General features: G+C 65.8%; 19 protein-coding genes and 4 tRNA genes. 15 read left to right on the top strand and 8 right to left on the bottom strand.

Features of this window, described 5'->3' with window-relative positions; all coding sequences use genetic code 11:
* The first annotated feature begins 315 nt into the window (after positions 1-315).
* From kdsB to VZ068_RS11150, 8 genes are all read left to right on the top strand, one after another.
* A complete protein-coding gene (kdsB, locus tag VZ068_RS11185; RefSeq protein ID WP_349655364.1) occupies positions 316-1,095 on the top strand; it encodes a 3-deoxy-manno-octulosonate cytidylyltransferase in 780 nt (259 codons plus the stop codon).
* Positions 1,092-1,556 carry a low molecular weight protein-tyrosine-phosphatase gene (locus tag VZ068_RS11180; RefSeq protein WP_259149297.1) on the top strand — a complete coding sequence of 155 codons (465 nt, stop codon included), beginning with the start codon at positions 1,092-1,094 and terminating at the stop codon, positions 1,554-1,556. The genes kdsB and VZ068_RS11180 overlap by 4 nt, the downstream gene beginning before the upstream one ends.
* Positions 1,557-1,579: 23 nt before the next feature.
* A complete protein-coding gene (locus tag VZ068_RS11175; protein WP_259167872.1) occupies positions 1,580-2,998 on the top strand; it encodes a hypothetical protein in 1,419 nt (472 codons plus the stop codon).
* Positions 2,995-4,851, top strand: coding sequence for an excinuclease ABC subunit UvrC (gene uvrC / locus VZ068_RS11170; protein ID WP_349655363.1), 1,857 nt, complete (start codon positions 2,995-2,997; stop codon positions 4,849-4,851). Before VZ068_RS11175 ends, uvrC begins: the two co-directional genes overlap by 4 nt.
* Complete coding sequence (gene pgsA / locus VZ068_RS11165) at positions 4,851-5,483, top strand: CDP-diacylglycerol--glycerol-3-phosphate 3-phosphatidyltransferase (RefSeq protein ID WP_046964068.1); 633 nt, start codon at positions 4,851-4,853, stop codon at positions 5,481-5,483. Before uvrC ends, pgsA begins: the two co-directional genes overlap by 1 nt.
* 36 nt (positions 5,484-5,519) lie before the next feature.
* Positions 5,520-5,595: transfer RNA gene (locus VZ068_RS11160), tRNA-Gly, on the top strand.
* A gap of 68 nt (positions 5,596-5,663) precedes the next feature.
* A tRNA-Cys gene (locus VZ068_RS11155) sits at positions 5,664-5,737 on the top strand.
* A gap of 80 nt (positions 5,738-5,817) precedes the next feature.
* Positions 5,818-5,893: transfer RNA gene (locus VZ068_RS11150), tRNA-Gly, on the top strand.
* Between the two features lie 648 nt (positions 5,894-6,541).
* Here VZ068_RS11150 and VZ068_RS11145 read toward each other — a convergent pair.
* Positions 6,542-6,625: transfer RNA gene (locus VZ068_RS11145), tRNA-Leu, on the bottom strand.
* A 139-nt stretch (positions 6,626-6,764) separates the two neighbouring features.
* On the opposite strand from VZ068_RS11145, the gene VZ068_RS11140 reads away from it, so the two are divergent.
* A complete protein-coding gene (locus VZ068_RS11140) occupies positions 6,765-8,057 on the top strand; it encodes a nucleotide sugar dehydrogenase (protein WP_349655362.1) in 1,293 nt (430 codons plus the stop codon).
* On the opposite strand, the gene VZ068_RS11135 is transcribed toward VZ068_RS11140, so the two are convergent.
* Both VZ068_RS11135 and VZ068_RS11130 read right to left on the bottom strand, forming a co-directional pair.
* On the bottom strand, positions 8,041-9,303 hold the full coding sequence (locus VZ068_RS11135) for a TIGR03862 family flavoprotein (RefSeq protein WP_349655361.1): 1,263 nt from the start codon (positions 9,301-9,303) through the stop codon (positions 8,041-8,043). The two genes, VZ068_RS11140 and VZ068_RS11135, sit on opposite strands and share 17 nt — an antisense overlap.
* Before the next feature lie 11 nt (positions 9,304-9,314).
* Complete coding sequence (locus VZ068_RS11130; RefSeq protein WP_349655360.1) at positions 9,315-9,746, bottom strand: FKBP-type peptidyl-prolyl cis-trans isomerase; 432 nt, start codon at positions 9,744-9,746, stop codon at positions 9,315-9,317.
* 59 nt (positions 9,747-9,805) lie between these two features.
* Here VZ068_RS11130 and VZ068_RS11125 point away from each other — a divergent pair, with 59 nt between their 5' ends.
* The 3 genes from VZ068_RS11125 (at position 9,806) to VZ068_RS11115 (ending at position 11,955) form a co-directional block, all read left to right on the top strand.
* Positions 9,806-10,171 carry a DUF6164 family protein gene (locus VZ068_RS11125; protein ID WP_349655359.1) on the top strand — a complete coding sequence of 122 codons (366 nt, stop codon included), beginning with the start codon at positions 9,806-9,808 and terminating at the stop codon, positions 10,169-10,171.
* A 159-nt stretch (positions 10,172-10,330) separates the two neighbouring features.
* On the top strand, positions 10,331-11,092 hold the full coding sequence (locus VZ068_RS11120; RefSeq protein ID WP_349655358.1) for a sulfurtransferase: 762 nt from the start codon (positions 10,331-10,333) through the stop codon (positions 11,090-11,092).
* A gap of 215 nt (positions 11,093-11,307) precedes the next feature.
* Positions 11,308-11,955, top strand: a complete 648-nt coding sequence (locus tag VZ068_RS11115) for a response regulator (protein WP_104615660.1) — start codon at positions 11,308-11,310, stop codon at positions 11,953-11,955.
* 440 nt (positions 11,956-12,395) lie between these two features.
* Here the strand turns inward: VZ068_RS11115 and VZ068_RS11110 are convergent, their stop codons facing one another.
* The gene (locus VZ068_RS11110) at positions 12,396-16,136 is read right to left on the bottom strand and encodes an Rne/Rng family ribonuclease (RefSeq protein WP_349657693.1); all 3,741 of its coding nucleotides are present in this window, start codon (positions 16,134-16,136) and stop codon (positions 12,396-12,398) included.
* 411 nt (positions 16,137-16,547) lie between these two features.
* Between VZ068_RS11110 and VZ068_RS11105 the strand changes: the two genes are divergently transcribed.
* Positions 16,548-17,534: an RluA family pseudouridine synthase gene (locus VZ068_RS11105; RefSeq protein ID WP_349655357.1), complete on the top strand. Its 987-nt coding sequence runs from the start codon at positions 16,548-16,550 to the stop codon at positions 17,532-17,534.
* Between the two features lie 165 nt (positions 17,535-17,699).
* On the opposite strand, the gene VZ068_RS11100 is transcribed toward VZ068_RS11105, so the two are convergent.
* The 4 genes from VZ068_RS11100 to VZ068_RS11085 all read right to left on the bottom strand — a co-directional run bounded on the left by VZ068_RS11100 (position 17,700) and on the right by VZ068_RS11085 (position 21,646).
* Complete coding sequence (locus VZ068_RS11100) at positions 17,700-19,493, bottom strand: DUF3300 domain-containing protein (RefSeq protein WP_349657692.1); 1,794 nt, start codon at positions 19,491-19,493, stop codon at positions 17,700-17,702.
* Positions 19,494-19,807: 314 nt separating this feature from the next.
* Entirely contained in the window at positions 19,808-20,626 is an 819-nt protein-coding gene (gene zupT, locus VZ068_RS11095) for a zinc transporter ZupT (protein ID WP_046963587.1), read from the bottom strand.
* 244 nt (positions 20,627-20,870) lie between these two features.
* Positions 20,871-21,293: an energy transducer TonB gene (locus VZ068_RS11090; RefSeq protein WP_259149340.1), complete on the bottom strand. Its 423-nt coding sequence runs from the start codon at positions 21,291-21,293 to the stop codon at positions 20,871-20,873.
* Positions 21,290-21,646, bottom strand: coding sequence for a 4a-hydroxytetrahydrobiopterin dehydratase (locus tag VZ068_RS11085; RefSeq protein WP_259149342.1), 357 nt, complete (start codon positions 21,644-21,646; stop codon positions 21,290-21,292). Before VZ068_RS11085 ends, VZ068_RS11090 begins: the two co-directional genes overlap by 4 nt.
* An 88-nt stretch (positions 21,647-21,734) precedes the next feature.
* Between VZ068_RS11085 and VZ068_RS11080 the strand changes: the two genes are divergently transcribed.
* Positions 21,735-22,334: an NfuA family Fe-S biogenesis protein gene (locus VZ068_RS11080; protein WP_228324774.1), complete on the top strand. Its 600-nt coding sequence runs from the start codon at positions 21,735-21,737 to the stop codon at positions 22,332-22,334.
* 13 nt (positions 22,335-22,347) lie between these two features.
* Positions 22,348-24,165, top strand: coding sequence for a transmembrane repetitive protein (locus tag VZ068_RS11075; RefSeq protein ID WP_349655356.1), 1,818 nt, complete (start codon positions 22,348-22,350; stop codon positions 24,163-24,165).
* The last annotated feature ends 174 nt before the right edge of the window (positions 24,166-24,339 follow it).

Below are 24,339 nucleotides of genomic sequence, written 5' to 3'. Positions count from 1 at the left end.
CTGCCTGCGCACGTCTCGGTTGCACGTCATCCTGGAGGCTGGCTGGATGCGGGATACCGCTTTACGCCGGGTCGCAATCGGTTTGCAGAGACACTCCGCCGGCGCGCCTGGCGCCGCTACATCGACGACCTCAGCGTTCTCGTACAGTCGCGCCAGCGACAGCCGCTACACGGCACAGGCGCCATGCTGTGCCACTGCAACTGTTGCGATCCGTCGCAACGTCGCGATCGACACGCAATGCTGCCGATCCAGGAACGCCACACCTGCTCGACCGTCCGGCCGCTCCAACACCCTTGCTGCAGAGAACGCGACCCCATGACCAACAACCCGTCTGCCGATTTCGTCGTCGCCATTCCGGCGCGTTATGCATCCACCCGTCTGCCGGGCAAGCCGCTGCAGTTGATCGGCGACCGCCCGATGATTCAGCACGTGGCCGAGCGGGCACTGGCCGCAGGCGCGCGCGAGGTCTGGGTGGCAACCGATGATGTACGGATTGCCGACGCGATCGAGGCAATGCCTGGCGTGCACGTCGCGATGACCGGCAGCGACCATGTTTCCGGCACAGATCGCCTGGCCGAATGCGCGCGTATCGCCGGCTGGGACGCCGATGTGTGCGTGGTGAATCTGCAGGGCGACGAACCGTTTGCGCCGGCTGCGGGTATTCGCGCGGTCGCTGAGCTGCTACTGCGCTCAGGCGCGGAGATGGCGACGCTGGCCGCGCAGGTGGAGAGCGCACACGATCTGTTCGACCCCAATGTGGTCAAGCTGGTGCGCAGCGCCGGCGGGCACGCGCTGTATTTCAGCCGCGCGCCGATCCCCTGGCATCGCGACAGCTTCGCCAGCCAGCGCGACCGCTTGCCCGAGCACGGCCAATGGCTGCGCCATATCGGCATCTACGCCTATCGCGCCGGATTCCTGCAGCAATTCGCGGCGATGCCGCCCGGCCTGCTGGAGCGGATCGAATCGCTGGAACAGCTGCGCGCGATGGAAGCCGGTCATCGCATCGCCGTTGCGCTGACGCCCGAGCAGTTTCCGCCGGGCATCGATACGCCGGACGATCTGGCCCGGGCACAAGTGCGCGTGGCATCGGCATGAAGGTCCTGATCGTGTGCCTGGGCAATATCTGCCGCTCGCCGATGGGCGAGGGTGCCTTGCGCGCACGGCTGCACGAGGCACGCCTGTCGCGACGCATCGAGGTCGACTCGGCCGGCACCGGCGACTGGCACGCCGGCGATCCGCCAGACCCGCGTGCCATCGGTTGCGCGCGCGGCCATGGGGTGGATATCTCCGGCCTGCGCGCACGGCAGGTGCGCCAGGAGGATTTCGAACACTTCGACTGGCTGCTGTGCGCAGACGGCAACAATCTGCGCGATCTGCAGCGTCTGGCGCCGGCAGCGCGACGCGACAAGGTCGCCCTGTGGTTGCCGTGGGCCGGCGTGGACGCGCGTGACGAAATACCCGACCCGTACACCGGCGGCAGCAAGGAGTTCGAGCAGGTCTGGCAGCTGGTCGATACCGCGGCGCGACAGACGGTCGCCAGACTCACCCGCGGCTAATCACGCTTGGGCATAATTACGCCATGACTGCCCAGCTCACCCAGGAACTGCCGGAATTTCCCACCTGGCTCAATGCCAGGCCATCCACCTTGCAGGAGCATCGCGGCCGCGCGCTCGTGCTGGCGTTCGTCAATGCCAGCTCGGTGTGGTGCGCAGAGCGTCTTGCCGAGCTGGCGCAGTGGCAGGCGCGCAGCCCCGGGCGGCTGCAGGTGATCGTGGTGCAGACGCCGCGTTTCGATAGCGAACGCCTGCCGCAACGCTCGCTCAAGCAACTGCGCGGGCATGGCGTCAGTGCACCGATCCTGCTCGACAAGGACTGGGAAACCTGGCGCCGCTTCGGTATCGAATCCTGGCCCACGCTGGTCCTGCTGGATGCCTATGGCCGCGAGCGCCAGCGTCTGGTGGGCGTCACCGGTGATCTGGACAAGGCCCTGGCCGCATTGTGCGAAGGCCAGCAACCGCCCTCCGACGCCGACCTGCAGGGCATCGCGGAGCGCGAACCCGAGCCGCGGCTGGCGCTGCGTTTTCCGACCGGGCTGGCCGCCACCGAAGACCGTCTGTATATCGCCGATACCGGGCATCACCGCGTGCTCGAATGCACGCACGGCGGCCGGGTGTTGCGGCAATTCGGCCACGGCAATGCCGATCTCATCGATGGCGGTACCGGCGAGGCGGCTTTTCGTCGCCCGCAGGGTCTGGCGCTGGAGCGCGATCAGCTGTACGTCGCCGACACCGGCAACCACGCGCTGCGGCGCATCAACCTGCGCAGCGGGCAGGTGGACACCTTGTGCGGTACCGGCCGCTCGGGCGAGCCGGTCGAGGGGCCGCTGGCGTTCGCCGGTGCGTCCGCCTTGAACTATCCGCAAGGCCTGGCCATTGCCGACAACCAGGTGTTGATCGCCATGGCCGGCGACAACCGGATCTGGAGTTACGACCTGGGGCGCGCCGCACTGAGCGCACGTGCCGGCACCGGCGCCCTCGAAATCCGCGATGGTAGCGGCCACCTCGCCGCATTCGCCCAGCCGGCCGGCTTGGCAGCCGTGCAGCAGGTCGCCTACGTCTGCGACGGGTTGGGTTCGTCGATTCGCACCATGCAGTTGCGCGGCGACCTGGTGCAGACACTGGTGGGCGGGCAGGGCATCTGGCAGTTCGGCGACGAAGACGGGCCACGCGGCACCGCACGCCTGCAGTTTCCGCAAGCCATCGCACTGGCGGCCGATTCGCCGCTGCTGTGGATTGCCGACACCGGTAACGGCCGCCTGCGTTGTCTGCGCCTGGGCGGCGGCGAACTGACCACGGTCGAGCTGCCGCGCCGTCTGCACGGCCCGGCAGGGTTGGCGGTTGCCGCCGGCGCAGTCTGGATTGCCGAAACCGACGCCCACGCCGTCTTGCGCTACGACCTTGCCAGCGGCGCACTGAGCGATGTTGCGATAGAAGAATGAGCGCAAGGCCCAAAGCCGACTTCGATGGAAAGGCGTTTGCTGCGCAGCTGAGCACCGCACCCGGCGTTTATCGCATGTATGCGGCCGACGACACCTTGCTCTACGTCGGCAAGGCCGGTGCGTTGCGCAAGCGTGTCGGCAGCTATTTCAACGGTACGCCAAAGAACGCGCGGCTGACCTCGATGCTGTCGCAGGTCGCGCGCATGGACGTCACCGTGACCCGCAGCGAGGCCGAGGCGTTGCTGCTGGAAAACCAGCTGATCAAATCCTTGTCGCCGCGCTACAACGTGTCGTTGCGCGACGACAAGAGTTACCCGTATGTGCTGCTGACGCGCGAAGACTGGCCGCGTATCGCCCTGCACCGCGGCCCGCGTGCGGTGCAGGGGCGCTATTTCGGCCCCTACACCGGCGTGACCGGCGTGCGCGAAGCGCTGAGCCTGATGCACAAGCTGTTCAAGCTGCGCAGTTGCGAAGACAGCGTGTTTCGCAACCGCTCGCGGCCCTGCCTGCAGTACCAGATCGGCCGCTGCAGCGGCCCGTGCGTGGATCTGGTGGCCGCGCCCGATTACGCCGAGTCGGTACGCCGCGCCACCATGTTCCTCGAAGGCAAGAGCGATCAGCTCGGCGAAGAGATCATGCAATCGATGCAGCAGGCCAGCGAAGCGCTCGAATTCGAGCGCGCCGCGCGTCTGCGCGATCTGCTGTCGTCGCTGCGCGGCATGCAGAACCGCCAGTACGTCGACGGCCGCGCCGCCGACCTGGACGTGCTGGCCTGCGCCACCCAGTCCAGTCAGGCCTGCGTGCTGCTGCTGAGTTTCCGCGACGGCCGCAATCTGGGTACGCGGTCGTTCTTTCCCAAGACCAACGGCGAAGACAGCGCCGACGAAATCCTGGCTGCGTTCGTCTCGCAGTACTACGCCGAACACTCGCCGCCGCGCGAGATCTTGCTGGATCGCGACATCCCCGATGCCGAACTGATCGAGGCTGCGCTCAGCGCCGCCGCCGAGCACAAGGTGGCGTTGAAGTGGAACGTGCGCGGCGAGCGTGCCGGCTACCTGCTGCTGGCCACGCGCAACGCGCAGCTGACCCTGGTCACCGAGCTCACCAGCCAGAGCGCACAGCACGCACGCAGCGAAGCGCTGCGCGAGATGCTGGGCCTGCCCGAGCAGGTCAAGCGCGTGGAGTGCTTCGACATCAGTCACACCATGGGCGAAGCCACGGTCGCGTCGTGTGTCGTGTTCGACGCCAGCGGCCCGGTACGCGGCCAATATCGCCGCTTCAATATTTCCGGCATTACGCCGGGCGACGATTACGCGGCGATGCACCAGGCGATCGAGCGTCGGTTTCGACGTGCAGTGGAAGAAAACGGCGTCCTCCCCGATGTGCTGCTGATCGACGGCGGTGCCGGTCAGCTGGCGCAGGCGCAGGCTGCGCTGGCCGACCTGGGCGTGGAGAACGTCGTGCTGGTCGGCGTGGCCAAGGGCGAGGAGCGCAGGGCAGGGCACGAGGCGCTGATCATGGCCGATGGCCGCGAGTTGCGACCGGGCGCTGCATCGCCGGCACTGCAATTCATCCAGCAGGTGCGTGACGAAGCGCACCGCTTTGCGATCACCGGACACCGCGGGCGCCGCCAGAAAGCGCGCATGACCAGCAAGCTCGAGGACATTCCCGGCATCGGCCCGCGACGCCGCGCGAGCCTGCTCAAGCATTTCGGCGGCCTGGTCGGTCTCAAGGCGGCCGGCGAAGCCGAGATTGCGCGGGTAGACGGGGTCAATGCCGCACTTGCCGCACGAATCTACGCTAACCTGCATGGGCTGGCGCTCCCCGATGCGCCAGGCGAGTCGAGCCCGTAATGAAGTTGACCATCCCCACGTGGCTGACACTGCTGCGGATCCTGATGATCCCGGTGTTGGTCGTGGTGTTCTACCTGCCCTACACCTGGACGAACTTTGCCTCCGCCGGTGTGTTCGCGCTGGCCGCCATCACCGATTGGCTGGATGGCTGGGTTGCGCGGCGGTATCACCAGTATTCCGCATTCGGCGCGTTCCTCGATCCGGTCGCCGACAAATTGATGGTCGCAGTCGCCCTGTTTCTTATCGTACAGGGCCATCCCACGCCGTGGATGGCGTTCTGGGCGGCGGTCATCGTGGGCCGCGAGATCGCAGTGTCCGCATTGCGTGAGTGGATGGCGGAGATCGGCCAGCGCGCCAAGGTGCGCGTTGCAGCGATCGGCAAGATCAAGACCACCGCGCAGATGGTCGCGCTGCTTTGCCTGCTGTATTCGGTCACTCCCGGGCAGATGCCCACGCACGAAATCTGGTTGGGCAATCTGATCTTCCGTGCCGGCTATTGGACATTGGCGATCGCCGCACTGCTGACCTTGTGGTCCGGTTTTCAGTATCTGCAGGCAGCATGGCCAAGTCTGCGCGCTGACGAAAAAGCGGCGATCAGCAACAAGCCGAAAAAAATCGAAAGCAACAGTTGACAGCTATCCTGTTCGCTGTAGAATTTCGCCTCCCAAGCGGGAATAGCTCAGTTGGTAGAGCGCAACCTTGCCAAGGTTGAGGTCGCGAGTTCGAGTCTCGTTTCCCGCTCCAGATTTAGACAAGGCCCCCTGTCCGAGGTCTCGTTGTTTCAAGGCAGGATGCCTTGGGTTTGATGTTTCGGCCTGGTGGTAGAGTGGTTATGCAGCGGACTGCAAATCCGCGTACGCCGGTTCAATTCCGGCCCAGGCCTCCATACTGCAGTCGCTTTTTTCGCATCGGCAACGATGGCGGGACTAGCGCAACGAAGTGACAAGCTGTACAATTTAGTTTCACGCGGGAATAGCTCAGTTGGTAGAGCGCAACCTTGCCAAGGTTGAGGTCGCGAGTTCGAGTCTCGTTTCCCGCTCCAAATTCAGACCCCGGATATCCCGCGATATCCGGGGTCTTTGTTTTCCGTCATAGGAAGCTTTCTCCGGCGAGCATGCTGTCGTTGAACGTGGCTTGTGGCTGAGCAAGCTCTCTGCATGACGCCAGAGCCGAGAGCTCCCATGCAGATCCGCAAGCTTGTGCACGTGGCGGCGGTGTCTGCCATGCAGTGGACCAGACGCGCGCCGTGGCCTCGCGCCACTCTGCGTGCTGTGCACCAGCGATCGGGCCAGCGGGGGTGGCGAATCGAAGTTCTTGGCCCTACAGACTCCTCATTCGGCGGCAACTGGTGTTGCAGCAGCGGAGCTGTTCGCCGCACCGCCAATGCCATGCGCTCGAACGCAGTCAGCCTCTCGTCTGCCTGCCCGAGTTTGGAGCGCCCTGTGTGGACTGCCGTGTCGTGAGGCGCCTGCAAGAGCATTTCGCAGACAAGCACTAAGATGGAAGCCGCGGGCAGGTTTCAGTCCGTAGACCATGCGCCACCGCTTGCCTGCGCAGTGGACATTGCACGCGCCGCCGTGATTGCAGGTGGTGGTGTTGCTCGCGGACATGCCGACTGCATGAGTGGCAGGAAAGCGTCCTCAAAGACGCCATGTCATCGCATCTGGCAATGGATTTTCGTGCCAGCGTGTGCCCGGGGCGGGGGTCGAACCCGCATAGCCTTGCAGCTGAGGGATTTTAAGTCCCTTGCGTCTACCAATTTCGCCACCCGGGCATTGCGATAGCGTGCCTGATTGCGCGGCGATTGTGAATCTTCAGGCGACGATTCTTCCCAAGGCCCGGACATGCCGCGTGCGCTATGCTGCCGCCGCACAGCCGCGCGGTACCCACTGCGCGCGACCCAAAGGAACCGCATGTCCGGCAACACGCTTCTCCCACTGCTGCATTCGCGCATTGCCGTCATCGGGCTCGGCTACGTGGGCCTGCCGTTGGCAGTAGCGTTTGGCCAGCACCGCGACACCCTGGGTTTCGATATCGATGCGCAGCGGGTCGCGCAACTGCGCGACGGTCACGATGCCACATTGGAATTGGACGATGCCGAACTAGCGGCCGCAACACAGTTGCGCTACAGCGCAACTGTGGCTGACCTGGCGAGCTGCAGCATCTTCATCGTCACCGTGCCGACCCCGATCGACAGCTTCGAGCAGCCGGACCTGGAGCCGTTGCGCAGCGCCACGACCCTGATTGCCGCCGCGCTCAAGCCCGGCGATCTGGTGATCTACGAATCCACCGTGTACCCGGGTACCACCGAGGAAGTCTGCGTGCCGCTGCTCGAGGCTGCCTCCGGCCTGCGCTTCAACGAAGACTTTTTCTGCGGCTACAGCCCCGAGCGCGTCAACCCCGGCGATCGTCAGCGACGGCTGCGCGATATTCGCAAGATCACTTCCGGCTCGACGCCGCAGGCTGCAGAGACGGTCGATGCGCTGTATGCCGGCATCATCACGGCGGGCACGTGGCGCGCGTCGTCGATGCGCGTGGCCGAAGCGGCCAAGGTGGTCGAAAACATCCAGCGCGACGTCAATATCGCCTTGGTCAACGAGCTGGCGCTGATCTTCGACAAGCTCGGAATCGACACGCTCGATGTGCTCGAAGCCGCCGGCACCAAGTGGAATTTCCTGCCGTTCCGGCCTGGCCTGGTCGGCGGCCATTGCATCGGCGTGGACCCGTACTATCTGATGCACAAATCCGAAAGCGTGGGTTACCACCCGGACCTGATCCATACCGCGCGCCAGGTCAACAACCGCGTCGGCCGGCATGTCGCCGAGCGCGTCTGCGGCATGTTGGCGCTACGCGGCGTCACGCTGGCGCAGGCGCGGGTGTTGGTGCTGGGTGCCACCTTCAAGGAAAACTGCCCGGACCTGCGCAATAGCCGTGCGCTGGAGTTGGTGCAGCTGTTGCAGGCGGCCGGCGTGCAGGTCGATACCTGCGACCCGTGGGCAGACCCGGAAGAAGCCTTACAGCATGGCGGCGTGCAGCTATGCGAGGCGCCGGACGAGGGCGCCTACGATGCGGTCGTGTTGGCAGTGGCGCACGCGCAGTATCGCGATTACGACGTAGCGCGCATCGCTGCGCTCGGCAAGCCGGGCTCGGTGGTGTACGACGTCAAGTCGGTGTGGCCGCGCGCGGCTGTCAGCGATCGGCTGTGACGCGATCGTGCCGACGGTGCAGCCAGTCGACGGCGCCAAGCGCGGCGCGTCGTCCGCTGGCAAAACATGCGGTCAACAGATAGCCGCCGGTTGGCGCTTCCCAGTCGAGCATTTCGCCGGCACAGAACACCCCAGGTTGCGCGCGCGCCATCAGCTGCGCGTCCAGCGCTTCCAGTCGCACGCCACCGGCAGAACTGATTGCCTCGGCGAGCGGGCGGGGCCTGAGCAGGCGCAGCGGCAGGTGCTTGAGCGTGCGTGCAACCAGCGCAAGATCGTCGCCGGCCTGCTTGCCCAGGTGCTCGTACAGTAGCGCGGCCTTGACCCCTTCGATGCCGACCTGGCGACGCAACTGCTCGCTGAAACTGCGCCCCTTGCGCGGCAGGGACAAGTCGGCGCTTATCCGTTCAAGGGTCCGTCCCGGCACGAGATCCAGGCCGAGCTCCGCGTGGCCATCGACATCGATCTGGTGGCGCAACTCGGCGGCGATTGCATAGATCAGGCTGCCTTCGATGCCGGTGTCGGTCGCGACGCATTCGCCCTGCAATGCATGCTGCACGCCGGCGCCATCGCGCCAGTGTGCGACGACCGGCTTGAGCGGCGCGCCTGCATGCCGTTGCACAAAATGCGCGCTCCAGTCGATATCGAAACCGCAGTTGGCGGGCACCAGCGGGGCGACGGCGATGCCGCGTTGCTGCAGCGTTGCCTGCCATCGGCCATCCGAGCCAAGCTGCGGCCAACTGCCGCCACCCAGCGCCAGCACCACCGCATCGGCATGACAGGCGATGTCGCCTGCAGCCGTTGCGAACCGCAGTACGCCGTCGTCGCTCCAGCCCAGCCAGCGATGCTGCACATGGAAGTCGACACCCTGGTCCTTGAGTCTGCGCACCCAGCCGCGCAGCAGCGGCGCAGCCTTGCGATCGATCGGGAACACACGCCCCGAGCTGCCGACATAGGTCTCCACGCCCAGGTCGCGTGCCCATCCGCGCAAGGCGTCGGCATCGAAGTCTTGCAGCCACGATGCCACCGCCGAGGTGCGCTCGCGGTAGCGCTGGGCGAACAACGGCATCGGATCGGAATGGGTGAGATTCAGCCCGCCCTTGCCGGCGATCAGGAACTTGCGCCCCACCGAGCCCTTGGCCTCGTACAGATCGACCGCAATCCCGGCAGCGCATGCCACTTCAGCGGCCATGAGCCCCGCAGGTCCGCCGCCAATCACCGCCAGTCGCGGTCTGTTCGTGTCCATCATTGCTCAGGCACTCAGCGTGGCTGAACGCCGAGCAGTTCCACGTCGAACACCAACGATGCGCCGGGCGGAATCACGCCCCCTGCGCCATTGTCGCCATAACCGTAGTCGGGCGGGATCATCAAGGTGCGCTTTCCGCCTACACGCATGCCGGCAACGCCATCGTCCCAGCCGCGGATCACCTGATGCCCGCCCAGCACGAACTGGAAGGGTTCTGCGCGATCGAGCGAGCTGTCGAATTTCTTGCCGTGCTTGTCGGCAGCTTTTTCGTCGTATAGCCAGCCGCTGTAGTGCACGGTGACCATCGTACCCGGCGTGGCTTCAGCGCCGGTGCCGACGGTGCGGTCGATCTGCTCGAAGCTGGCAATGGTGCCGCCGGACGGCGGCAGGGCAGGTGCGCAGCTGACAAGCAACAGCGCGGCACAGAGCGTCAACAGAAGGCGCATGGAGTGATCCATCAAGGAAGGCGGCCATTATTGCATCTGGGTCCCGTTATCATCGCGCCATGGCCAAGCTGCTGCTCAATCTGCGTAATGTTCCCGACGACGAAGCCGAGGAGGTGCGGGCGCTGCTGCGCGAGCACCTGGTGCAGATCTACGAAACCCGGCCCAGCAACTGGGGCATTTCCGCAGGCGGCATCTGGCTCGGCGACGATGCCGACTATCCGCGCGCCAGGGCGGTGCTGGATGCGTATCAGGCCCAGCGTGGCGCGCTGGCGCGGGCGCAGCGGCAGGAAGCGATCGCCGCGGGCACTGCAGAGACCTTTGTTGCATTGCTGCGCAGGCGACCGGTGTTCGTGATCGTCACGCTGGTGGGGATGCTGATCGTCGCATCGTTGGTGTTGTTGCCATTTCTGTTGCTGCGTGGCTGACGGCGCACCGCGCCGTGACCGATGATGGGATCGGGGCTGAATCGAGATATCCCTTGCCCCGGGGGCCTTGAGGCAGCGCGGTCGCTCTCACTCCCCGCAGGGCGATGGATCATCCGGCAGGCGCTCGCTACCCGGCGTCGGGCGCCTTAAAATACCCGGATGATCACCAATACTGCGGCGTACCAATTTGTCGCCATCCACGACCCGCAGCAGCTGGCCGACAACGTGCTGCTGCACGCCGAACAGCAGTCGCTGAAGGGCTCTGTGCTGGTGGCCGAAGAGGGCATCAATCTCTTTCTGGCGGGCGAAGCCGAGCGGATCGGCGCGTTTTATCGCTGGCTGCAGGGCGACCCACGTTTTTCGCAGATGCGCATCAAGTACAGCCAGAGCGCGCAGCAGCCGTTTGCGCGGCTCAAGGTCAAGGTCAAGCCGGAGATCATCAGCTTCCGTCGCGACGATGCATCGCCGCTGCAAGGCCGCGCGCCGACAGTGACGCCTGCGGTGTTGCGCGAGTGGATTCGCAACGGGCGGGATGACCGGGGCCGCCCGCTGGTGTTGCTCGATACGCGCAACGCGCAGGAAGTGGCCTATGGCACGTTTCAGGGAGCGCTGACCCTGCCGATCGACAAGTTCACCGAGTTGCCCGCAGCACTTGAAACGCATCGCGCTGCATTGGCCGATGCCACGGTGGTGAGTTTTTGCACCGGCGGTATCCGTTGCGAGAAGGCGGCACTGTGGATGCAGGCCGATGGCATGGATAACGTCCTTCAGCTGGAAGGCGGGATCCTGGGCTATTTCGAAGAAGTCGGCGGCGAAGGCTACGACGGCCGCTGTTTCGTCTTCGATGAGCGCGTCGCACTCGATCCTGCGCTGCGTCCGCTGGTGGACGATGCGCGGACCGCCGAACCGGGAAAAGTCTGACCGGGCGCGACTGCATTGCCCGATGCAGCCGGTCTTGCAGGCGCTTGCATCATGCGACCACACTGCAGTGGCACATCGCGCAAAGCCAGCAGTGCTACACGCGAAAAAAGTGAGCTTTTCGCTCTAACTTGAATGTAATACGTCGCATCAAGCTTGCCCTGAATTATTCACGGAGCTAGGCTGCACCAGCCAGCCGCACAGCGAGGACAACAAGGATGACCATCAGAGTTTTTCTGATCGACGATCATGCACTCGTGCGTACCGGCATGAAGATGATCCTGTCCAAGGAAGTGGACGTCGATGTCGTGGGTGAGGCGGAGAGCGGCGAAGCGGCATTGCCGCAGATTCGTCAGCTCAAGCCGGATATCGTGCTGTGCGACCTGCATCTGCCCGGCGTCAGTGGGCTGGAAATCACCGAGCGCATCGTCAAGGGCGATTACGGCACGCGCGTGATCATCGTGTCGGTGCTGGAAGATGGTCCGCTGCCCAAGCGCCTGCTCGAAGCAGGCGCTTCCGGATATGTCGGCAAAGGCGGCGACGCACATGAGCTGTTACGCGCGGTACGCGAGGTTGCATTGGGGCGGCGCTACCTGGGCAACACGATTGCGCAGAATCTTGCGCTGTCCAATCTGGAAGGCGGTAGCTCGCCATTCGACGCGTTGTCGCCGCGCGAACTGGAGGTCGCCTTGTTGCTGACCCAAGGCCTGCGACAGGAAGACATCGCCAAGCGCCTGAATCTCAGTGCCAAGACGATCAATACGCACAAGGCGCGCTTGTTCGAAAAAGTCGGTATCCAGGACAACATCGCGCTGGCGCGCCTGGCCAATCAATACGGCCTGACCGACCCCGCTCGCACGATGTAGCGCTTTCCAGTCCCTGCATGCACCTTTGCGTGTTGCTTGAATATGGCTGAGCGATCTGTAGGGACCCGACCGCCCATTGGCGAACCTCCATACTTCTGCAGGTCGGCCAGTGCTGCTAGCGAGCAATGGCTGGCAGTCCTCAGACACCTGAGGCGGCGCATGGACGGGAGGATGTGTGCGAGTGGCGTGCGTCGCGCCTCACAGAGCATGCCAGCGTGCCGAGCCTGTCGCCGGCATAGGCACCTGCAACGAACGGGACCGACCTCGTGAGTACCCAGCAATCGACACGGCGTCGATTGGTCGCGCGGTCCTGGATTGCATCCAGGCGCTTCGCTGCTGTCGTGGTCAATCGCGCATAAAAACAAAGCGGCCCGAGGGCCGCCGTGTTTGACGCAGCTCTGGCCCAGGCATTCCGGGCCAGCGGAGAGGCGTTGCAACGATCAGTGATCGTTGCGCGGCTTGTCGGCGTCGTCTTCCTGCACGGATGCACCGCCGGCGTCAGCAGACGGTGCTGCAGGCTTGACCGCTTCGGAGACGACCACGGCCGGCTTCGGCACGCCGGTTGTTGCCTGTTCCTGCACAGGGGCGGGTGCCTGCGGCGCTGCGGGCGGCGACTGCTCTGCAGCCTTGTGCGGTACCGGTGCTACGGCCGCCGAGGGAGCAGGTGCGGTGTCGGGCTTGGGAGCCAACGCGTCCAGCATGGTCGTCTGCACCGGCGCATACGGCTTGCGTACCGGAGCGGCTGGCGCCTCGTCCGATGCTGCGGCAGCCTGCGTCACCGAGGTAGTGGACGTCACGGTGACGTCTGCAGCAGGCTTGGCCGCATTGGACGGCTCGGCATCAGGCACCTTGGCAGTGACCACGGTGGCCTGTGGGGCCGACGGTGCCGTTGCTGCAGGCGCCTGCTGCCCAGCAACAGACGTTGCTGCTGCGGGCTTCACAGGCTCGCTATGCACTGCAGGCGTTGCAGCGATAGCCGGAACACTACGCGCCTGCGAATCGGCCGGCGGTACTGCAGCCGCAGTGTCGGTCGTTGCCTTCGGCACGGACTTGGTCTGCGTGTCGGTGGGCGTTTCGGCCGACGACACGCTCGGTGCGATCGGCTCGACTGGCTTGGTGACCGCGACCGGGGTGGCCGCTGCCGCTTCAGTGGTTGCCGTAGAGGTTGCAGCAGGTACGGCTGCCCCCGCGTGGTTGCCCGAGGTCGATGCAGTAGCAGCCGGCGCGACCTGTGACGTTGCGTCAGCAGTCGAGGCTTGCTTGACCACCGGTGCAGTTGCAGCCTCTGCAGCATTGGCTGGCGACGACGTGACCGCCGGAGCTGCAACTGTCGGCTGTGCCGCCGGGGTGGCTGCTACCTTCGCATCACCGCCTGCCTGAGCCGATGCGGCGGCAGCCGTTGCAGATGCCTGCTGTTCGAACGACGGTGCGGCGTTGGAGACCGGTGCGGTCGTCGACGTCGTTCCGCTGTCGGACTGCGTTTCTGCGCGTTCCTTCGGCACCGGGCGCGGTTTCACCGCTGCGGCAGCATTGGCCTCGGGCTTGATGCGGGCGGCCGGAGCCGGCGCATCATCGTCGAAGTCGAACTCCGGCTGGCCTGCACGCGGAGCGGCCGATGCAGCGTTCTGCGTGGCTGCATCGTCGCCCTCGTTGTCGCCATCGAGATCGCCGTCCGCATCACCGTCCAGATCGTCCGTTTCCAGACCATCGACGCTGCTGCCGCCTTCGCCGTTTGCACCGGCGCCACGACGACGCCGACGACCGCCACGACGACCGCGACGACGACGGCTTCCACCTTCGCCATTGGCCGCATCGTCGCCCGACGCGTCCTGGGTCTGGCCATCGGCACTCGCGTCGGTGCCGCGATCGGCAGTTGACTCGCTCACCACGACGTCGATCGGGTGGGCCTGCTTGGCTTCGTTCGCAATGGTCTGCGTGTCGGTCGCTGCAGCGGTGTCGGCAATGGCTGCGACGACCGTCGACGTGGTTGCGGTTGCTGCGGTCGATGTCAGGGTCTGCGCCGAAGCGGTGCCCTCATCCTGACGCGCGGGGCGCGGCTGCCGCTCGGACGGCACACCGTCCTGCTGCGCAGGCGCACGTGGTGGACGCGGCGTCTGGTTCTGCTGCTTGGGCTTTTGCTGCTGTTGTTGTTGCTTCGGTGCCTGCGCTTCGTTGCGCGGCGGCTTGGGCACCTGCACCTGTTGCTGGGCCTGCGCGCCAGCTTGTGCGGCCTGGCCGTTCTGGCCGTTGGCCGGCTGGCGGCGCTCATCGCGACGCTCCTTGTTGGCGCCGTTGCCATTGCCGCCATTGCCGCGCTGCTGGTTGCCGCCGTTGCCGTTACGGGCATCGCGACCATCGCGACGTTGGCCGCCACGCTCGCCACGCTCATTGCGATTGTTGCGGCCTGCATCGTTCGGACGCGCACGCGGGGTCGACTCGGCTGCAGGGGCGACCGGCTCGACGCCACCGAAGATGCGCTTCAGCCAGCCGACCACGCCGGTGACCGGTGCCGGAATCGGCACGGTGACGACCGGCGCAGGCGCCGGAGTCGGCGCAACCGGGGCAGGGGTCTCTTCACGCACCGGAGCCGGCTGGCTCGGCTTGATCGAGGTGACCGCAGGCGCTGCCGGAATGTTCAACTGCGCCTTGGTCAGCGCATGCACCGGCAACTTGCGCGGGGTGCCGCGCTGATAGCTCGGCTTGCCGCTGTCTTCGCCCAACTCGTTCTCGCGCAGGCGCGTGACTTCGTAGTGCGGCGTGTGCAGCTGTTCGTCGGCGACGATGATGATCGGCGAGGCGTGGCGATTTTCGATTTCGCGCAGCGCGCTGCGCTTTTCGTTGAGCAAATAGTTGGCGATCTCCACCGGGGCCTGTACCAGCACCTGTCCGGTGTTTTCCTTCATGGCGTGCTCTTCGGCCACGCGGATGATCGACAGCGACAGCGATTCGACGCTGCGCATGCGGCCATGGCCATCGCAACGCGGGCACACGATCTGGCTGGATTCGCCCAGGCTCGGACGCAGGCGCTGGCGGCTCATTTCCATCAGGCCGAAGCGCGAGATGCGGCCCAGCTGCACGCGTGCGCGGTCGTACTTGAGCGCGTTCTGCAGCTTGTTCTCCACTTCGCGCTGGTGCTTGGACGAGGCCATGTCGATGAAGTCGATCACCACCAGGCCGCCCAGGTCGCGCAGGCGCAGCTGGCGCGCGACTTCTTCGGCCGCTTCCAGGTTGGTCTGGAACGCGGTTTCCTCGATATCGCTGCCCTTGGTGGCGCGCGAGGAGTTCACGTCGACCGCCGTCAACGCTTCGGTCTGATCGACCACGATCGAGCCACCCGACGGCAGGCGCACGTTGCGCTCGTAGGCGCCTTCGATCTGCGATTCGATCTGGAAGCGGTTGAACAGCGGAATGTCGTCGGTGTAGTGCTTGAGCTTGCGCAGGCTCTGCGGCATGACCTGCTTCATGAATTCCTGCGCGTCGGCGTACAGCTCCGGCGTATCGACCAGGATCTCGCCGACGTCGGCGCGCAGGTAATCGCGCAATGCGCGGATGATCAGGCGCGATTCTTGGTAGATCAGGAACGCGGCCGGCTTGCTCAGCGCTGCCTCGGCGATCGCCTTCCAGGTCTGCAGCAGGTAATCCAGATCCCACTGCAGCTCTTCGGCGTCACGGCCGACACCGGCGGTGCGGATGATCACGCCCATGTCGTCGGGGATATCGAGCTTGTCCAGCGCTTCCTTCAGCGCGGCGCGGTCTTCGCCTTCGATCCGGCGCGAGACGCCACCGGCGCTCGGCGAATTGGGCATCAGCACCATGTAGCGGCCGGCCAGCGAAATGAACGTGGTCAGGGCGGCGCCCTTGTTGCCACGCTCTTCCTTGTCGACCTGCACCACGATTTCCTGGCCTTCGCGCAGCAGCTCGCGAATGGTCGACTTGTTGTGGTCGACGCCGGCCTGGAAATAATCGCGGGAGATTTCCTTCAACGGCAGGAAGCCATGGCGCTCGGCGCCATAGTCCACGAACGCCGCCTCCAGAGAGGGCTCGAGCCGGGTGATACGGCCCTTGTAGATATTGGACTTCTTTTGTTCCTTGGACGGCTGTTCGATGTCGATGTCGTACAGGGTCTGGCCGTCCACAATCGCCACGCGCAGTTCTTCTGCCTGCGTTGCGTTGATCAGCATTCGCTTCATTGTTGCGTTCCTCACGCGCTCTACCGCGCGGAACGCCGTGACGTTTCGCCTCTGGAACAGCTTGTCGGCCCTTCGCGCAACGCGCGGACAGGCCTGACCAGGGTTTCCAGCGCTGCAACACCACGGCAGGCCGCGGGAGCGCTTGTCTTTAAGTTTTATAGGTGTTTCAGGGCCGGCAGCCGCGTCCGGACGGACCGGGACAGCGCACGGGACATGTTCAGCGCAACGGTCAAAAACCGCTGGCGATGGCCGGGCAGGCCGGTGAGCCGCTAACATGGCCGCCCCGGGGGCGGTGGTCGCGCACTGTGCCGGAATCATCGGAAGGCAGGCTTCTGGCCAATCAACTTCCAACGAAATCAAACCCTTATCTCGCTCGCCGAGTGTAACAGAATAAAGAGCCGGATGACCGACCCCCAGCCCCCCAAGCCGCCTGCCGACCGTGTGGGCGTGCGCATTCTCAAAGTTCCGGAAGACCGCGCTGGGCAGCGGCTGGACAATTTCCTGCTGGGACAGCTGAAGGGGGCGCCACGCAGCCTGATCTACAAGCTGGTCCGCAGCGGCCAGGTGCGGGTGAATGGCGGGCGTGCCAAGGCCGAGCGCAAGCTCGAAGGCGGCGAGGAAGTGCGTATTCCCCCGGTGCGCGTCAACGAGGAAGGCGACAAGGCTGCGCCGCCGTCCTCGTTCCTGGCGCGGCTGGAAGCGGCGATCGTGTTCGAGGACGCGCGCCTGCTGGCGCTCAACAAGCCATCCGGTGTGGCCAGTCATGGCGGCAGCGGCATCAGCTTTGGCGCGATCGAGACCTTGCGCGCACTCCGCCCGAACCAGACCCTGGAACTGGTGCACCGGCTCGATCGCGATACATCCGGCCTATTGATCGTGGCCAAGAAGCGCTCGGCGCTGACCGAGTTGCAGGCGCTGATGCGCGAGGACGACCGCGTCGAGGGGCGCGGCATTACCAAGCGCTACCTGACCTTGCTGGTGGGGCGGATGCCGGACGGCGTGATGACGGTGGACGCGCCGCTGCACATCGGCCTGCGCCAGGGCGGCGAGCGGCATGTGCAGGTCAATGCGATCGGCAAGCCGTCGCTGAGCCACTTCAAATTGCTCGAACGACGCGGCGGGCACTCGTATTGCGAAGTCCGCATCGAAACCGGCCGCACCCACCAGATTCGCGTGCATGCACAGCATCTGGGTCACCCGGTGGCCGGCGACGATAAATATGGCGAGGCCGAGGTCAACAAGCGCCTACGTGACCAACTCGGGCTGAAGCGGCTGTTCCTGCATGCGGCCTCGCTGGAATTTGCTTTGGATGCGGGCAAGGCACCTTACGTGCTGAGCGCGCCACTGGCTCCGGAGCTGGCCGAGGCGCTGGATCGGCTGGGGCGTTGACACAGTCATCACCGACTGCGCGGACTTTTTGCTTCAAGTGTCTGGCGCGTGATGACCATCGCTTGATGGGACGTGGCCGGCGCGGTCGTCTCGTCTTGGCGAGATCCCCAGCGCAGTGACCGTCACAGCTGGCCACTGCGCCGAAGGCCTGTCTGTCAGTGAGGTTTAGCTATCGTGGTGGTGGTCGCGATGCTGCGGTGCCTGCGCATGTGCAGGCGGTCGCTGCGTGCGCATTTGAGCCGGGTGGGCGGGAGCAGGGCGCGAAGGTGAAAAGAACACCAGGCGTTGCGTGTGCTGCTGCGGCTGTGGCTGCGTGATCGCCCGTGGCTGTTCGCGCGGCAGCAGTGGCTGCACACGTTCCATCTGTTGCGGCGGCGCCCAGGCCGCTTGCTGACGTGACGCAGTCCGTTGCTGCGCATGTATCTGTTGAATCGCCATCTGCGTCGCCTCTGGCGCACGAGGAGGGACATTGCGTGGAGCGTGGCTGGCAAAGGCATCATGCGCAGTGAGTGCTGGGGGTGCTTGACGGGGCTGCTGGAACGTCGGGATGCGTGCTGCAACGCTGGTCTGGTGCACCTGCTGCAATTGTGCGATTCGCTCCTGTGCAACCACTGGCGCGGACATGCGTATGGCCGGACGCGCGCCCGAGGCAGGCACGGATGCAGGAAGGTTCGGTGCGCGTAACGTCGCCTGAGCCTGAGCCGACGCTGCAGCATGCGTTGCCACCGGACGGCCGGGCTGCAGCATCTGCCGCTCAAAATGCGGCACCGACAGATGCGCATAGTTGGGCGACCGTGGAGCGTTGGCGGGCAAGGGCGCCATGAGATTGGGGTGCTGCAAATTTGTGAGCGACTGCGCACCTGCCGTCGCGGCAGTCGGCAAGGCTGCGCGGTTGGGTACCAGTGCTGTCGGCGCCACTGCGGGGACGGGCGCAGATGCCGCAGCGCTAGTGGCTGCATACCGAAGATCCTGCCGCAAGTACGAGCGGGCGTCGATATAGGTGCTGCGGTTGTTGTTGATGATGGTGGTGCGCGGTGCATAGACGTGGTGCTGGTACACCACGTAATGCGGTGCGGCCGGCGGCGCGTTCCAGTCCACGCCCCAGCTGTTCCAGCCCCAGCGGTGCCACGCCGGTGCCGGTGCGGCCCAGCCGAACCACCCGTGGCGGTGCTCCAGCGCGCTGCCCACCAGCACGCCGATGCCAAACGACACCACCCCGGTGGTGACCACATCTCCCTGGTCGTACCAGCGCTCCGGGCGATAGCGATAGTCGCGATAGACATCGACCGGCGTGCCGTAGACCACGCCCGGGTCGTAGCGCGGCACATACACCACGTCCGGAAGTGCCGGTTCGATGGTGATGACTTGCGACGGCGGGGCGACACGTCCGCCGTCCAGGATCGGGGTGACGACGACATGCCGCGCCACCTGGACCTGCTGTTGCGGCGTGCTGCGCAAATGGCCGCTGGCCTGAGCGCGCTGGCGCATGATTTGCACCGCATTGAGAACATCATTGGGGTCGTGCGCGTACGCATCGCCCAGGGCGCGTGTCCAGTCGAGATTACCGGCCAGCTGGTCCACTACATCGGGGAAGGCGGTCAATGCCTTGATGCTGGGATCCCACGGTTGCGACACGGTGGCCTGAGCGCGGTCGGCAGCCGTCAAGCTGCGATTGCTGTGCAGCCAATCCTGTGCGGTAAGGACCTGATCCGGGTAAACCGACGCCGCCAGGGTCTGGGCCAACAGCTTGTCGGGAAACAGGGCGATCGGCGCAACCAGCCGATAGAGCTGATCGGCCGTCGGCGGGCTGTAAGCCGTCGCGATGGAGGCGGGCGGTTGGACGGTAGCTGTCGCGGTGGCTGACGGTGCGGTGCGTTGGCAGCCGATCAATGCCAACGCGCCGCTGGATGCGATTGCCAGCGCCCAGCCAAGACGCCCCTGTGACCCTGTGCGTTGCATACGGCACCTCGCTGTGTGCGCGTTGATGACGCGCGTACGATGCGCCGCACTCAGTGTCTGGAAGCTTTCTGAAATTGCGCCAGCAATGGCTTGGCAGGGCCGCATTCAGCGCGGCTGCGCGAGGACGGATTACACGGCTGCAGGGTGTGCGCAAAACCGCCCTTGCGTCGCAACGCCCGGGCACCGGCAGACGCATGCATCACCCCGCCCCAGCGTGGGTCCGGGCCATGTCTGGATACCGTGTATGGATACAGACAGCCTCAGCGCTCGACGCTGGCGATACCGGCCGTGGCACGCAATCGGCACACCACGCCTCAAGGCGCCGCGAAGCGGAACAGCACCAGGCTGATCGCCAAGGTGCCCATGCCCGAAACCAAACCGTAGACGGTTTCATGGCCTTTCGCGTAGCGCTTGGCCGCCGGCAGCAGTTCGTCCAGTGCCAGGAACACCATCACGCCGGAGATCAGCCCGAACACCGTGCCGAACACAGCCTCTGACAACACGTTGGACAAGGCCAGATAGCCGATGCCGGCACCGATCGGTTCGGCAAGGCCGCTCAGCAGGCTGGCACCGAAGGCATACAACTTGTTGCGCGTGGCGAAGTACACCGGCACCGCGATCGCGATGCCTTCGGGAATGTTGTGGATGGCGATGGCAAACGCCAGTGGCATGCCCACAGCCGGGCTTTCCAGCGTGGCGAAGAACGTCGCCAGTCCCTCGGGAAAATTGTGTGCAGTGATCGCGATGGCGGTCATCAGGCCGACGCGGCGGATGTAGGCGCGGTTGTCATCGCGGAACAGCGGGTCGTCGGTGGACAGGCTCTGGTGCGGATTGGGTACCAGGCGGTCGATCACCATGATCAACAGCATGCCGCCCAGAAAGGTCAGCGTGCCAAAGGTAAAGCCCAGCTTGTCGTTGTAGGCGTTGGAAAACGCAGCGATCGACTTGTTGAGGATCTCCGACAACGAGACGTACACCATCGCGCCACCGGCAAATGCCAGCCCGAACGCCAACAGGCGCGGGTTGGGTTTTTTGGCGAACACCACCATCAGGCTGCCGAGGCCGGTGGCGAGTCCCGCGGCCAGCGTGACTGCCAGCGCGATCCAGACGTTGTGTGATGACACCTCAAGCATGCGACGCGACGACCTCGTGGAATGGGAGCGATCTTGCGGTCGTCAGCTCAATCACGCGACCACTGGCGGCAGCAGGATGGCCATGCCGGGATGACGAGGGCGTGGTCTCGAAGGCGACCGCGTGTTCAGGCGCAACCACCGACCAGTGCGACCAGTGCGACCGGGGTCGATCAGCGGCGCATCGCGGCGGCGAGCGGCTTGCCCGCCGTCGCTCACAGCCACAACGGCGCGCTGACGATTACGCTCAGCCGCCGCGGCGTGCGCGTTCTTCGATGGCGAAGCATTCGTCCGGACGCGGTACCGGCGGCTTGAAGGCGACCGGCACCTGGATGGTCTGCGGCACCGCCTGGCCGTTGCGGGTGGCCGCCTTGAACTTCCATTCGCGCACGCGCTTTTGTGCGGCCTCGTCCAGCACCGGCTGGCCACTGCTCTGGGTCACCGCCACATCGGTAGGAGTGCCTTCGGTACCGACGACGACCCTGAGCACGGTGGTGCCACCGACCCCGGCGCAGGCCAGCTCCGGTGCGTACTCCGGCGGCGGCGTCTTCACTGCGGCCAGTTCGGTGGGGGCCACCGCCGGCGCGGAAGCCTGTTGCGGCGACTTGCCACAGCCGCTGAGGCCGGCCGCCAGGCACAGGCCGGCGAGGGCGGCGCGAGAAATGGTCATGCAGTGACTCCCAGATCGTAGAGTTGCGCGGTCTTGGCCGCGCAGATGAAGTCGTTTTCGCTCAGCCCGCCCACATCGTGGGTGGAATAACGCACCACCACCCGGTCGTAGTGCACGCCCAGGTCGGGGTGGTGATCCTCGCGATGGGCAATCCAGGCCAGCGCATTGACGAAGGCGAGGGTGCGGTAATAGTCCGCAAAGCGGAACGTGCGCGTGATGGCCGTGCCGGCCTCGGCCAGCTCCCAGCCGGGTACCTGCGGCAGCAGCTCGGCCAGGCGGGCCTCGCCAAGCTTGTGGTCGCTGCCCTTGCGCGGAAGGCAATGGGCCTGCTCCAGGGGAATCAGATCGGTCATGACGGTCTCGCAGGGGTGGCGGACGGCGCACCCACCAGGATCACGGTGTTCCATGAGCGAGGGCGCTTTGAGCGGTAGAATAACCCGCATGATCCAGATATCCGACAAAGCCCAAACCTATTTCCGCAAGCTCATCGAACGCGAAGGCGTGCCCGGCATGGGCGTGCGCCTGAGTGCGGTGGACCCGGGCACCCCTCGCGCGGACGCCAGGCTCGAGTTCGCAGAGCCTGCGGACCTGAGCGGCGACGAGTGGGCCATCGACTGCGACGGCTTCACGTTATATGTGGCCGCAGCCAGCGTGCCGTGGGTGGATGGTGCCGAGATCGACTACGTCACCCAGTCCACCGGCAACCAGCAACTGACCATCAAGGCGCCCAAGATCAAGGGCGAAGCGCCGGCCGATTCGGCGTCGATGGTGGAGCGCGTGCGCTGGGTGGTGGAAAACGAGATCAACCCGCAGCTGGCCTCGCACGGTGGACGTGTGGCCGTGCAGGAAGTTTCGGCCGACGGGGTGGTGCTGCTGCGCTTTGGCGGTGGCTGTCACGGCTGCGGCATGGCCGATGTCACGCTGAAGCAGGGCATCGAAAAGACATTGATGGGACGCGTGCCCGGCGTGATCGCAGTCCGCGATGCCACCGACCACGCCACCGGCGACGCGCCCTACATTCCGCGCGACAGCGCGGCCTGATTCCGCGTCACCGGTGACAACGGCTGCCGATCTGCTGCAGGCGCTGCGCGCGCGCATGCCGGGCAAGCTCATTCTGGATCGGCGCACCGGCCTGCCGTATGGCTGGGCCATCTGGATGCGCAATCGCGACGACGCGGTGGCACCGTTCAACGACGACCAGGTGATGGATGTGCTGTTGGCACGTCCGTCCGTCGCGCAAAGCGAAGCTGCCGCAGCGCTATTGACGCCGTTCCAGGCATTTCGCAGCCTGTGGTGGCAGCACTGGGAGCCGCGCCCGACCGATCAGCGGCGCCAGCACTGGCTTGCGATGCTGGGCAGTTTGCTGATCCATCTCGGCTTCATTGCGCTGCTGATCTGGGTAGTCAGCGTGCGCTGGGCGCCGGACGACACCAAACCCGGCGAGGAATCGCGCGTGCGCATGACCTTTATCGGCGACGGCGCGGCGGAGCAGGGGGGCGGGCAGGCAGAACCTTCTGCGGCAGCACAGGCGGCGTCTGCCGACGCGGCTGCCGCGCAGCAGGCCGGTGCGGCGCCTGGAGAGCGGTCAGAGCCGACCACACCCTCGTCGGCACCGCCGCCTGCTGCTGCGGCGCCAGTCGACGCCACCAGCACTGCGCAGGCCCAGGACATCGCTCCCGAGCCGGTCCCCGCCGCTGCCAGCGAGCCGGTGACACCCGACGTACCGCAAGTGACGGTGCAGGTACCGCCGGTGACCATCGAATCGCCGCTGCAGGTGACCGACACTGCGGTCGCCACCAACGAATTCGTGGTTCCTCCACCTCCCAGCATTACCGTGGCGCCCCGGGCGATGACGCCGACGGCGCCGCAGGTTGAGGTGCGTCAACGCGAGATCCAGACGGTGACCGATCGGCCGCAGCTGCGCGAGTTGCAGCGTCCGGCTGCAGCCGTGGCCGTGCGACCTACCGACGCGCCTGCGGTGCGCGAGCGCGAAGTCGTGGTGCCGGACCGGCCGCAGGTTGCGGCACCGGTGATGCGTCCGAGGGAAGTCACTCCAAGCGTGCGTATGCCCGAGGTGGCAGTGCGCACAACGGAGTTGCCCAACGTGCCGGATCCAGTGCCGACGCCGACGCCGGCGCCGGCGCCCATCGCGCCGTCCACGCCGGCTGCTGCAGCGACTGCCGCATCGCCCACGTCGGCAGCGAACGCTACTGTTCCGCAGCCGCCATCTGCTGCTTCCGTGTCGCAGACAGCGGCGTCCCCGGCAAAATCCCAGCAGTCCAGCGACAGCACTGCTGCAGCCTCTTCGCCCTCCAGGCCGGCCTCCAATCCCGCCGCCGGTCCAGCGCCTGCGGACCGGAGCGGCGGTTGGGACGTCGCTGCCAATGCCGACGACTGGAGCAAATCCGACCGCAACCGTCGGGGGGAGACCACAGGCGGCAACGGCCAGCGCGATGGCGTGTTCAACAGCGACGGCAGCGTGCGGGTGGCGGGAGCGGGCGAGGCCGGCACGGGAGCCGGCGATCGCGGGCCGCCCGGCAGCGACACCGACACCTGGACCCGCGACCAGATCGCCCAGGGCGGCACCTGGCTCAAGCGTCCGCCGTACGGCTATACGCCGACTTCGCTGGACAAGTACTGGATGCCGAACCAGTCGCTGTTGCAGGAATGGGTGCGCCGCGGCCTGAAGAAGATCGAGATCCCGATTCCTGGCACCACCACCAAGATCAGCTGCGTGGTGTCGCTGCTGCAGTTCGGCGGCGGCTGCGGCCTGAGCGACCCCAACCTCAACGATCAACCCGCCACCGCCAGGCCGCCGCCGGATGTGCCGTTCAAGCGCGAGTTGCAGGAAGACAACGGAGCGGTGCGGTGATGGCGAATGATCGCCTTGCCGGATGGCCGGCATCGACGACGGCCTGAGAGAGCAGGGCACTGTTCTTGCGCACTGCCGGTGACGTGCGGTGATGGTCTTGGTCCCGCAGCACACTGCATCGGCCGCGCAATCGTCGTGGCACAGCATGCGCGGTGAACCCGCGCGTGCAGCGTA

Origin of the sequence: Xanthomonas sp. 10-10, assembly GCF_040182365.1 — a bacterium.
Lineage (GTDB): Bacteria > Pseudomonadota > Gammaproteobacteria > Xanthomonadales > Xanthomonadaceae > Xanthomonas > Xanthomonas arboricola_F.
Note: the sequence above shows the minus strand (reverse complement) of the source record. Positions and strands in the feature narration are given on the sequence as shown.